Here is an 11,106-nt window from a genome sequence, read left to right on the forward strand (position 1 = left end):
GCGGGTGCTGCCCGCTCAGCTGGAACGGGCAGCTTGGATAATCAGCGTTTGGCGATGATGTACACCGCGTGCACGATACCGGGGATGTATCCGCACAGGGTCAGCAGGATGTTCAGCCAGAAAGCGCCGCCCAAGCCCACTTGCAGAAACACTCCCAAGGGCGGCAAGAGAATGGCGAAGATGATGCGGATCAAGTCCATAGGGCAGCTCCTCATAAGAAGTCGGCTCGAATGAGCCTCACGTGCAATCGACCCTGGCTGCGCGCTAGGGTTCAGAGCAATCGCTTCCCCATTCCTGACGGACCGCCCGGCGCCGCGTTCAAGGCCGAGAAACGGATCTGCAAAGGACTTGGACAAAAAAACGCCCCGTGCGAAAAATCGGGCACGGGGCGATGCGGTATACCGCGAGACGGTTCAGGAATTCATTCAATGCAAGAGCAGGCGTGAGCCGACCCGACAATGGACCCAGGTTGCTGGGTCAGTATCAGACGGCCACTCCCTTACGACATTGCAGTTGCGCGCTCTGTACCCGGGAGAAAGCCCGGGCCAGACGCAGGAGCATCTCGTCGATATTGCCTTTGCTGACAGTCAACGCCGGGGTAAAACGCAAACAGTCCGGCTGCGGGGCGCTGAGCAGCAACCCTTCATGCAAAGCGGCATTGACCAGCGCCTGTGCCGAGTCGTCCGCCAGGCTCAGGCCCCAAAACAACCCGTGGCCGCGCACCTCACCCTGGGCATAACGGCTCGCCAGGCGATTCAGTTCCTGGCCCAGGTATTGACCATTGACGCGAACCTGCGGCAAGAACCCGTGTTCTTGCACACTGTCTAGCACCGCCAGACCGGCCGCCGCCGTCAGCGCATTGCCATGATGAGTACCGTCCAGTTCGCCATGCTCGAAACAGCAGGCTTTGCCCCGTGCCAGCAATGCCGCCAACGGCACGCCGCCGCCAAGTCCCTTGCCCAATGCGATGATGTCGGCGCGCACGCCATACAACTGCTCGGCCAGCAGGGTGCCGCAACGGCCGACGCCCGTCTGGACCTCATCGAGAATCAGCAGGATGCCCAGTTCACGGCACAGGCGCTCGACGCCTTTGAGGTAGTGCTCAGTGGCCGGCACGACCCCGGCTTCGCCCTGGACCGGCTCAAGCATGATCGCCACCGTTTGTGCGTCCACCGCTGCGTGCAAGGCCGGCAGGTCATTGAATGGCACTTGGCTGAAACCCGGCGCCCGAGGCTCGAAACCGTTGCCTGAAACAGGTTTGCCAGTGGCTGCCAAGGCGGCAAATCCACGACCATGACAACTGTGCCGGGCGGTAATGATCCCCGCCGCGCCGCCCCGATACAGCCGGCCCCACTTGCGCGCCAGGGTGATCGCTGCCTCACAGGCTTCAGTGCCGCTGCCCAACAGGCAGGCCTGATCGCTACCGGTGCTGCGGCACAACCGATCGGCGAGCTTGAGCATGCCACGGTTATAGAACCCTGAACCGGGGTTGATCATTGACTGCGCTTGGGCAGCGATGGCATTGACCAGCACGCTGGGACTGTGGCCAAGACTGTTGGCCGCTCCGGCCTGAGTGAAGTCCAGATAGGTGCGGTCATCGCTGTCCCACAGCCAAGAGCCCTGACCACGGACAAATACCGGCTGGGGCCGCTGCACGCAGGGCATCAGGCACTCACTGGAAAAGGGCGCGCACGGTGTGGCGGCACAAGGTTCGATGAGCAGATCATCCAGGCTCGGTGTGGCACGGCGCAAACTGAACAGGTTCATGCCCGCAGGCCCTCCAGGGGCAGACCCAACAGGCGCGCGGACCAGTCCTCGACTCGACCAGTACGCAGGCGCTTGATGGCGATATCGCGCCAGCGCGAGGACAGCGCCGGGCAATCAATCAGGGTCTTCAGGCCAGCGTGTTCCAGAGGCTCGAGGAAAAAACAGCGCAAGGCCCAGGCCACGGTCAGGCCAGGGTAACTGCGCTGCAGCAACTCAAAGGGCTCGTCCACCTGGACGAAGCCAGGTTTGAGCACTCGGTAGAACCAGCCGCAGCGGCCATTGTCCTGAGCCTGCTGGGGCAGATTGACCAGGCCCCAGCGGTGGCTCAGCCGATAACAAGGCGAACGCGGTTGACTGATCTGCAGCAGCGCACCGCCCCAGCGGAACAGGTCGCCCAGACACACCTGATCTTCGGTCAGGCCATGAGTCGAGAGGTGCTCGCCAAAAGCAGGCGCACACCAATCAATCTGTGGATAACGTTTACGCCAGTGCGCGTAGTGTTCGGCGGGATAGTGATGCAGAGCCCGTTCAGGCCCGGAGTGAAAGCGCGGATCACCCTGCTCATCACTGCCCAGGCCCTGCGGCCACAACCACAAGCGATTTGCAACCAGGTGTTTGTCGGTATCACTGACCAGACCCCGACCTAGATTTTTTGCCTTGCCTATGTAAACACCATCGACATGAACGGTATTCATCGCCCTTTCCGGCCCTGTAAGCCTTGTGAATAGGCGCTAGACTAGGCGCCTCGCGGGCTTCCGGCCATTTCGTTTTTTAAGCTTTTTCGATAAGAATTACTTATGGATTTTAAGCAACTGCGTTATTTCGTCGCGGTGTATGAAGAGGGCCACGTAGGCCGCGCCGCAGAGCGTCTTTCGATCTCACAACCGGCGCTCTCTCAGCAGATTCGCCAGTTGGAACAGAACCTCGATGTCAGCCTGTTCGAGCGCAGTAGCAAGCGCCTGTTACCGACCCTTGCCGCCCACACCCTTTACAACCACGCCCTGCCCCTGCTCGACGGACTGCAACAGGCCCGCGAAGCCCTGCGCAACTTCAAGGGCCAGGCCCTGCGCACTCTGGCCATTGGCGTGCTGCAAACCGTGCACTCCAGCCTGGTGCCACAGATGCTCGAACGAGTCCGCAAGGCCCAGCCGCACTTGGTGGTACAGATCTACGAGCTGACCGGGCTGGAGATCGAACGGCGCCTGCTCAATGGTTCACTGGATATCGGTATCAGCTACTTGCCCCCTCGCCAGCCGGGGCTGCACGGCGTACCACTGTACGAAGATGAGCTGACACTGGTCATCCCCGAACAACATCCGCTGCGCGAATTCAAGAAGGTGTCCATGAGCCAGGCAGCGGAGTTGCCAATGCTACTGCTAGGAGAGGAGTTCCAGATCCGCCAGATCTGGCAAGCACAACTGGCCAATCTGGGACGGCGCCCTCAAGTACAGGCAGAGTTGAACAATATGGCCGGCATTCTCGACAGCCTGCCCCATACACGACTGGCCACCGTGCTTCCAGGGCGATCACAACAGCAGCACAGCAATAAGGAATTGCTCTGGAAACCCCTGAGTGAGCCCAGGGTGCCGTTGAAAGTCGGGTTGGTCTGTCGCGATCTGCAGCGTCAGCAAGGGACGCTGGAACTGCTGCGCACGTTATTGGAGGATGCGATGAATGCTCAGGACGGACGCCTGGGTGGTGTGGTATTGCCGGAAACACTGGGCTGAAGCGGCGAAAACAAAAAATCCAGACAAAAGAAAACCCCGCCGAAGCGGGGCTTTGCAGACTGTTTCCCTGACATCCTTTTCACTCCGCCATCCTGGCAGAATCCTACGTGTCCGTGTTGTTACTTTGCGCTTCCTGCGCGACGTCCATGTGAAGTAGATTAGCCTTCGCGGTCATCTACCGATATGGACGATCAGCAGCACGTTATGTAAGAAATATCCTACAAACACCGCCTTGGTTAAAACTGCTCGGCCTGCAGCAAGAACAGCGATTCGCTACCCGCCTTGACCGAGGCGGTCAGGGAGTGGATACGCGGCAGCAGACGGGCAAAGTAGAAGCGCGCAGTCCCCAATTTGCTGGCATAGAAGTCGTCCTCCTGCTCTTTGCCCAGCGCCGCCTTGGCCATCAGCGCCCACATGTAGGCATAGGCCGTGTAGCCAAACACCTGCAGGTACTCCACCGAGGCCGCGCCGATTTCGTTGGGATTGCTGACGGCCTTGTCCAACAACCAGGCAGTCAACTCGTCCAGGTTATCCAGCGCCGCGTTCAAAGGACGGGTGAACTCCAGCAACTGCGCATCAGCGGTAGCGGTGAAATGACGAATCTCGTCGGCGAACAGCTTATAGAACGCACCGCCGCTGCCGACGATCTTGCGCCCCACCAGATCCAGCGCTTGGATACCGTTGGTGCCTTCGTAGATCTGGGTGATACGCACGTCGCGCACCAGTTGTTCCTGACCCCATTCGCGGATGTAGCCGTGACCACCGAAGATCTGCTGACCATGCACCGTGGTTTCCAGGCCCAGGTCCGTCAGAAACGCCTTGGCCACCGGGGTCAGCAAGGCCACCAGACTGTCCGCGCGCTTGCGGGTGTCGGCGTCTTCGCTGAATTTCGCAGTATCGAGTTGCATCGCCACATAGGTAGAGAATGCCCGGCCACCTTCGTTGGAGGCCTTCATGGTCAGCAGCATGCGCCGCACATCCGGGTGCACGATGATCGGATCAGCAACCTTGTCTTTGGCCTGCGGACCGGTGGGCGATCGGCTCTGCAAACGGTCACGGGCGTACTCCACCGCGTTCTGATAAGACCGCTCCCCCGTGGCCAGCCCCTGGATGCCAACCCCCAGGCGCTCGTAGTTCATCATAGTGAACATCGCCGCCAAGCCTTTGTTCGGCTCACCCACCAGGTACCCGATGGCCTGATCGAAGTTCATTACGCAGGTGGCCGAAGCCTGGATACCCATCTTGTGTTCAATCGACCCGCAGCTCAGCGGGTTACGCCCGCCGAGACTGCCATCGGCGTTGACCATGAACTTGGGCACCAGAAACAGAGAGATCCCCTTGGGGCCGGCCGGCGCATCCGGCAGCTTGGCCAGCACCAGGTGAATGATGTTCTCCGTCAGATCATGCTCACCGCCGGTGATGAAGATCTTGGTCCCGCTGATAGCGTAAGAGCCATCGGCCTGAGGCTCGGCCTTGGTGCGGATGATTCCCAAGTCAGTACCGGCATGGGGCTCGGTCAGGCACATGGAGCCGGCCCAAACACCGGCGTACATGTTCGGCAGATAAGTGGCCTTGAGTTCTTCACTGGCGTGAGCATTGATCGACAAGCAGGCACCGGCCGTGAGCATCGGATACAGACCGAACGCCAGGCTCGCGGAGTTGACCATTTCCTCGACCTGCGCCGACACTGCCTTGGGCATGCCCATGCCACCGAACTCAGGATCACCACCGACGCCAACCCAGCCACCCTCAGCGTAAGTCTGATAGGCCTGGGTAAAACCTTCCGGCGTCGTCACCACGGTGTCGTTCCAGTGACAGCCTTCCTCGTCAGCACCACGGCTGAGGGGAGCAATGCTTCTGGCGGTGACTTTGCCCGCTTCTTCCAAAATCGCCTCAACGGTTTCGGCATCCACCGTCTCAGCCAGCGCCGGCAACTGGGCCCAAAGCTTGGCGACATCGAAGACTTCATTGAGGACGAAGCGCATATCGCGCAGGGGCGCTTTGTAGTCAGCCATGGCAAACCTCGCAAGATCTAAACAAACGGACCGAAACAGGCCCAATGACGAAAAGCCGAGTGTAACCGAACAACTTTTTCGACACATAGGGTCAAGTAGTGACCTTTTTGTTATTTTTAGTCACAAGCCAAGTCCACGTGATCGAGCGCGCACCAACCGGCGAGGAGCGGCCGGGTTCGCGTTCGCGGTTCATCGGGGTTTTTCATGGCTGTCACTCCAACCTTGCGGGCCCACTCGCCCCACTGGTGGTTCAAGCCGGTCAACTGTGCGACAAACGCCTTGAGTGGCGGATGGTCGGCATTGGCCTGGCAATGATTGTGCAGGCGCTGAATGCGCCGTCATCATTCAACCCGCCGCCGTCTCCATGCGCACCGCGCCGCGACGATTCTGACCGAAGGCCATGACGCAGTTACGCCCCGCCCCCTTGGCACTGTAAAGCGCCTGGTCGGCGGCCTTGAGCACTTCTTCAGGAGTCCGGTGCTCCATCAAGCGCTCCGCGACACCAATGCTGATGGTCACCGAAACACTGGAAGCCGCCGCCGCACCACGGCGCTGACGTCCTTGCTGATCGTCCTGAGGGCGACTGTCCTGGTTGCGCAGTTGAATGTTGTAGGTGGCAATGACCTCGCGAATCATCTCCAGATGCGGCATGCATTCGTCCAGGGTCTTGCCGGCAAACACCACCGCGAACTCTTCTCCGCCATAACGATAAGCTCGCCCGCCGCCGGTGACTTTCGACAGCTTGCTGGCCACCAGACGCAGCACCTGATCCCCCACATCATGACCGTGGGTGTCGTTGAATTTCTTGAAATGATCGACGTCAGTCATGGCCAGTACATAATTGCGTCCCAGGCGCTGCATGCGCTCATTGAGCGCGCGGCGTCCCGGCAAGCCGGTCAACTCGTCACGGAAAGCCATCTGGTAAGCCTCATGAGCCACCGCCGCAGCGATCATCAACATCACCTGGCTGCACATGATGTTCAGGGTGAATGGCAGGATGAAGGTCTTGGGTAACATCCAGAACAGTCCCAGCAACCCCACCAATTGCGCCGCATGCAGCGGTCGCGGGCTGCGCCAGTACTGGACCGCCAGCAGTAGGAATGCGGCCAAGAACACCGGATACGACAGCTGGATCAAGCTCATCCAGCTGCCGTGCAACGCCGGCCAGCGGATCTCCGCCAGCCAGTTCAGCAAGGCTTGTGGATAACTCTGTTCCAGGCCCAAGGCCACGCCGCCGAACGCCAGCAACACCGCGAAGCGCGCCACCATGTCCTGAAACAAATGCGTTCGCTCCTGCCAAGCGGCAAACAGACCGAACAGTAAGGGCAGCAACAGGCAACACAGATGAAACACCACCGCGGCGTCTTCGCGAACCCGACCGTTATCACGGTAAAAATCGGTCTGGGTATCCAGCAGAAAGTAGGCGATGTATACCGTGACCATCAGGAACAACTCGCGCTGACGACGGTACACCGCGCAATAAGCCCCACCGAGCAACAGCACCAGAGTCGGCAGCACATTGAACAGCGAAGTGAAGAAAACGTTGAGGTCCTTGACGTAAGCGGCCGCCAGTCCCGCAAGCAACAGCACTAAAGACGGTAAAAAATGACTTAAACGTACAGCGGAAGAACGCGGCAAGGGTAAAACTCCGACCCGGCTGATCAATAGATGGCATTGTGCCTTCATTTGCGAAGATTAAGCACAACCTGTGTGACAGGCATCACATTGCCATCTCTTTAACGGCAGGACTTCACTTCTGCTTAGCGATTTAGTCGGGAATTTTCATGCTGCTCCAGCAGACACAAAAAAGCCGCTCGCCCCATGGGGCGAGCGGCTTCTGAATGGCCTCTGTCCCGTCCTGAATAAGGTTGACACCTTCTGACCTTATTCAAGGAGAGGGTGATGAGCACTGAGATCAAGCGCACGCAGAGTGATTACACGCTGGCTTTTAAACTGGCCGTGGTGGATCAGGTCGAAAAAGGCGAGTTGAGTTATAAAGAGGCTCAACAGCGCTACGGTATCCAAGGTCGATCAACTGTTCTGGTCTGGTTGCGCAAGCATGGCCTCCAGGACTGGAGCCAAGGCGCTTCAATTCGCTCTTCGAGGACCATTTCCGTGAATGAGCCCGCCCTGCCGTTAACCCCGGAACAACGTATCAAGGAGCTGGAAGCGCAGCTCGCGCTGTCGAATCAGAAAGCCCAGTTCCTTGAGGCGGTAGTCAATGTTCTAAAGAACGATTACGGGATCAGCGTCGTAAAAAAGCGTCCCGGCAAGTCCTCACGCAAAAGCAAATCCAGGACCTGAGTATCAGTAGGGCTTGCCAGTTCATGGGGATTAGCCGACAGGCCTACTACAAGCGCAACCAAGCTCAGGACGCGCGCTTGACCCTCGACCAGAGAGTGATGGATTTCGTCCAATACAAGCGCTTGCACCAGCCCCGCTTGGGCACCCGCAAGCTGCACCATCTGCTGCATTGCCAGCCCCTGCTTGAACTTCAAGTAGGCCGTGATCGGCTGTTTGCAATCTTGCGCGAACATCGCCTGCTGGTGGCTCGCAAGCGTGCTTACCATAAGACTACCGACAGTCATCATCGCTTCCGGCGCCATCCAAACCTGCTTAAATCCGGCCCTGATCAAGTGGTGCCAAATGGTCCGGAGCAGGTCTGGGTGGCCGACATCACCTATCTACCCACTCGCGAAGGTGTGGCGTATCTGAGTCTTGTGACCGACGCTTACTCGCGCAAGATTGTGGGTTATCACGTCCATGAAAACTTACGGACCGAGTCGGTAATACGAGCGCTGCGCAGTGCCGTGAAGCAGCGTCAAATCGAATTACCGTTGGTGCATCACTCGGATCGGGGTAGCCAATACTGTTCTGCGCTTTATCAGGCGCTGCATGCCAAACACGGAATCCGTTGTTCGATGACGGACGGTTATGACTGCTACCAGAATGCTTTGGCGGAGCGGGTGAATGGGATCTTGAAGACAGAGTTTCTGTTTCATCGACCAGAGAACTTGGCGCATGCAAGGAAGATGGTGAGTGAGTCGGTATCAATTTATAACGCTGAGCGACCCCATCTAGCGCTCAAATACAAAACGCCCGATGCGGTGCATCGGGCGTTTTGAGTGAAACAAGTGTCAACCTATTTCAGGACTAGACACTCCGGTCGAGCTTAGTAAGCCAGGCCGAAGTCCTCTTCTTTCATGTCCATCAGGTTGTTGGCGCCCGACAGCATGGTTGCCACGTGAGTGCGGGTACGCGGCAGGATGCGCTGGAAGTAGAAGCGCGCGGTCTGCAACTTGGCAGTGTAGAACGCTTCTTCGCTGGTGCCCGCAGCCAGCTTTTCAGCCGCCAAACGCGCCATGTCGGCCCAGAAGTACGCCAGGCAGGCATAACCGGAGTACATCAGGTAATCCACCGACGCAGCTCCGACTTCTTCACGGTCCTTCATCGCGGCCATGCCCACTTTCATGGTCAGCTCGCCCCACTCCTTGTTCAGAGCCGCCAGCGGTGCAACGAACTCCTTCACGGCCTCGTTGCCTTCGTTGTTCTGGCAGAACTTGTGGACGATCTTGGTGAAGCCTTTGAGAGCCTCGCCTTGAGTCATCAGCACTTTACGGCCCAGCAGGTCCAGCGCCTGGATGCCGGTGGTGCCTTCGTACAGCATCGAAATGCGGCTGTCGCGAACGTTCTGCTCCATGCCCCACTCAGCGATGAAGCCGTGGCCACCGTAGATCTGCACACCGTGGTTGGCGGACTCGAAACCGACTTCGGTCATAAACGCCTTGGCAATCGGAGTCATGAAGGCCAGCAGCGCGTCAGCTTTCTTCTTCTCTTCTTCATCCACGCCGTACTTGACGATGTCCACCTGCTTGGCGGTGAAGTACACCATCGCTCGGTTGCCTTCGGCGAAGGCTTTCATGGTCAGCAGCATGCGACGCACGTCAGGGTGCACGATGATCGGGTCGGCGGCCTTGTCCGGCGCTTTCGGGCCAGTCAGGGAGCGCATTTGCAGACGATCACGAGCGTATTTCAGGCCGCCCTGGAAGCCGATCTCAGCGTGGGCCAGGCCCTGCAACGCGGTACCCAGACGCGCGGTGTTCATGAAGGTGAACATGCAGTTCAGGCCTTTGTTCGCCGGGCCGATGAGGAAGCCGGTGGCCGCGTCGAAGTTCATTACACAGGTAGCGTTGCCATGGATCCCCATCTTGTGTTCCAGGGAACCGCAGCGTACGGCGTTGCGCTGGCCAGCACTGCCGTCAGCGTTAGGCAGGAACTTGGGCACGATGAACAGCGAAATGCCTTTGGTGCCGGCCGGTGCGTCTGGCAGGCGAGCCAGCACGATGTGGACGATGTTGTCGGCCATGTCGTGTTCACCGGCGGAGATGAAGATCTTGGTGCCGGTGACTTTGTAGGAACCATCAGCCTGAGGTTCGGCCTTGGTGCGCAGCATGCCCAGATCAGTGCCGCAGTGCGGTTCGGTGAGGCACATGGTGCCGGTCCACTCGCCAGACACCAGCTTGGTCAGGTAAGCCTCTTGCTGCTCAGGTGTACCGTGTTCGGAAATGGTATTCATCGCGCCATGGGACAGCCCTGGGTACATACCCCACGACCAGTTGGCTTCACCGACCATTTCGCTGACCGCAAGACCCAGGGATTCAGGCAGGCCCTGACCGCCGTGCTCAACATCGTGAGCCAGGCTTGGCCAGCCGCCTTCAACGAATTGCTTGTAGGCCTCTTTAAAGCCGGTCGGGGTTTTAACGCCGGACTCACTCCAGGTGCAACCTTCCTGGTCGCCCACACGGTTCAGCGGCGCCAGCACCTGCTCACAAAACTTCGCACCTTCCTCAAGAATGGCGTCAACCATGTCCGCAGTGGCGTCCTGGCAAGCCGGGAGGCTCTGATAGTGCGCCTCATAGCCGAGCAGTTCGTCACGAACGAAGCGAATATCACGCAAGGGGGCCTTGTAGTCAGGCATAGCGATAAACCTCTGCTGATGTAACCGGGAATGAACAACCGCGTTGATTTTTATAGCGGTCAAACAGGTGTTTGAAACATACGTTTAGGCCCAAACCTTGTCAAGCGCCGCGCAAACACCTTTCGTCAACCGCACAAATGCACGCGCAGGCGAGCGCCCACAGCATTGACCATGAAAGGGTAGACGCCGAATGGCCGGCGATCCGCTATGAAAAGGACTGAAGCAGAACAGGAACTAGAGGAAGGAAAAGCGTAAGAGAAAGCCGGCCTCCGCGCAGGAGACCGGGCTTTAGCAGTGCACTATCAAGCGTAGGTATCGATCAGCGTGCCCAGAACGGCATCAGAAGCCTTGGCGACCTTGACCCCGAGTTCTGCCTGGATCTTGCCCATGGACATTTCGACCATGCTGGCGGCCAGATCCGACTCCTGGCTGCGATCAACGCCACGCAGGCGATTGACCTGAGCCTCCGACGACTGGCTACTGGCGGAGCGCTCAACCGCGCTACTGGCGATTTGGCCTGCGGCTTGATCGACTCGATTCTGACCGGTCTGAATTGCGTTCATTCCGGCGTAGAGAGCGGTATTCCCGGAGATTTCCATGGGAGGACTCGACCTTGAAA

Annotated in this window: 9 protein-coding genes; 2 read left to right on the top strand and 7 right to left on the bottom strand. The window is 58.8% G+C overall.

The annotated features are described in order from the left end of the window. Positions 1 to 41 precede the first annotated feature (41 nt). The 3 genes from PLD_RS01840 to PLD_RS01850 all read right to left on the bottom strand — a co-directional run bounded on the left by PLD_RS01840 (position 42) and on the right by PLD_RS01850 (position 2,462). On the bottom strand, positions 42 to 200 hold the full coding sequence (locus PLD_RS01840) for a YqaE/Pmp3 family membrane protein (RefSeq protein ID WP_159889255.1): 159 nt from the start codon (positions 198 to 200) through the stop codon (positions 42 to 44). A 283-nt stretch (positions 201 to 483) separates the two neighbouring features. Continuing rightward, entirely contained in the window at positions 484 to 1,767 is a 1,284-nt protein-coding gene (locus PLD_RS01845) for an aspartate aminotransferase family protein (RefSeq protein WP_159889257.1), read from the bottom strand. Further along, the gene (locus PLD_RS01850) at positions 1,764 to 2,462 is read right to left on the bottom strand and encodes an MOSC domain-containing protein (RefSeq protein WP_159889259.1); all 699 of its coding nucleotides are present in this window, start codon (positions 2,460 to 2,462) and stop codon (positions 1,764 to 1,766) included. The genes PLD_RS01845 and PLD_RS01850 overlap by 4 nt, the downstream gene beginning before the upstream one ends. 102 nt (positions 2,463 to 2,564) lie before the next feature. On the opposite strand from PLD_RS01850, the gene PLD_RS01855 reads away from it, so the two are divergent. After that, entirely contained in the window at positions 2,565 to 3,494 is a 930-nt protein-coding gene (locus PLD_RS01855; protein ID WP_159889261.1) for a LysR family transcriptional regulator, read from the top strand. A gap of 236 nt (positions 3,495 to 3,730) precedes the next feature. Here the strand turns inward: PLD_RS01855 and PLD_RS01860 are convergent, their stop codons facing one another. Together PLD_RS01860 and PLD_RS01865 are read right to left on the bottom strand one after the other, a co-directional pair. Further along, positions 3,731 to 5,509: an acyl-CoA dehydrogenase C-terminal domain-containing protein gene (locus PLD_RS01860; RefSeq protein ID WP_159889263.1), complete on the bottom strand. Its 1,779-nt coding sequence runs from the start codon at positions 5,507 to 5,509 to the stop codon at positions 3,731 to 3,733. Between the two features lie 345 nt (positions 5,510 to 5,854). Further along, positions 5,855 to 7,147 carry a GGDEF domain-containing protein gene (locus PLD_RS01865; RefSeq protein ID WP_159889265.1) on the bottom strand — a complete coding sequence of 431 codons (1,293 nt, stop codon included), beginning with the start codon at positions 7,145 to 7,147 and terminating at the stop codon, positions 5,855 to 5,857. Between the two features lie 264 nt (positions 7,148 to 7,411). Between PLD_RS01865 and PLD_RS01870 the strand changes: the two genes are divergently transcribed. Then, positions 7,412 to 8,634, top strand: a protein-coding gene (locus tag PLD_RS01870; RefSeq protein ID WP_159889267.1) for an IS3 family transposase whose coding sequence is annotated in 2 segments (ribosomal slippage) — positions 7,412 to 7,775 and positions 7,775 to 8,634 — 1,224 coding nt in all. Because the reading frame shifts where the segments join, the coding sequence is not laid out codon by codon here. A 47-nt stretch (positions 8,635 to 8,681) separates the two neighbouring features. On the opposite strand, the gene PLD_RS01875 is transcribed toward PLD_RS01870, so the two are convergent. Together PLD_RS01875 and PLD_RS01880 are read right to left on the bottom strand one after the other, a co-directional pair. Then, the gene (locus tag PLD_RS01875) at positions 8,682 to 10,487 is read right to left on the bottom strand and encodes a phenylacyl-CoA dehydrogenase (RefSeq protein ID WP_159889269.1); all 1,806 of its coding nucleotides are present in this window, start codon (positions 10,485 to 10,487) and stop codon (positions 8,682 to 8,684) included. A 302-nt stretch (positions 10,488 to 10,789) separates the two neighbouring features. Continuing rightward, the gene (locus PLD_RS01880; protein WP_159889271.1) at positions 10,790 to 11,086 is read right to left on the bottom strand and encodes a pyrroloquinoline quinone biosynthesis protein PqqE; all 297 of its coding nucleotides are present in this window, start codon (positions 11,084 to 11,086) and stop codon (positions 10,790 to 10,792) included. Between the last annotated feature and the right edge of the window lie 20 nt (positions 11,087 to 11,106).

Origin of the sequence: Pseudomonas sp. LD120, from assembly GCF_009861525.1 — a bacterium.
GTDB lineage: Bacteria > Pseudomonadota > Gammaproteobacteria > Pseudomonadales > Pseudomonadaceae > Aquipseudomonas.

Coding starts and splice junctions, on each gene's coding strand:
- PLD_RS01860 (WP_159889263.1), bottom strand. CDS start 5,509: ATGGCTGACTACAAAGCGCCCCTGCGCGATATGCGCTTCGTCCTCAAT.
- PLD_RS01880 (WP_159889271.1), bottom strand. CDS start 11,086: ATGGAAATCTCCGGGAATACCGCTCTCTACGCCGGAATGAACGCAATT.
- PLD_RS01855 (WP_159889261.1), top strand. CDS start 2,565: ATGGATTTTAAGCAACTGCGTTATTTCGTCGCGGTGTATGAAGAGGGC.
- PLD_RS01840 (WP_159889255.1), bottom strand. CDS start 200: ATGGACTTGATCCGCATCATCTTCGCCATTCTCTTGCCGCCCTTGGGA.
- PLD_RS01850 (WP_159889259.1), bottom strand. CDS start 2,462: ATGAATACCGTTCATGTCGATGGTGTTTACATAGGCAAGGCAAAAAAT.
- PLD_RS01875 (WP_159889269.1), bottom strand. CDS start 10,487: ATGCCTGACTACAAGGCCCCCTTGCGTGATATTCGCTTCGTTCGTGAC.
- PLD_RS01845 (WP_159889257.1), bottom strand. CDS start 1,767: ATGAACCTGTTCAGTTTGCGCCGTGCCACACCGAGCCTGGATGATCTG.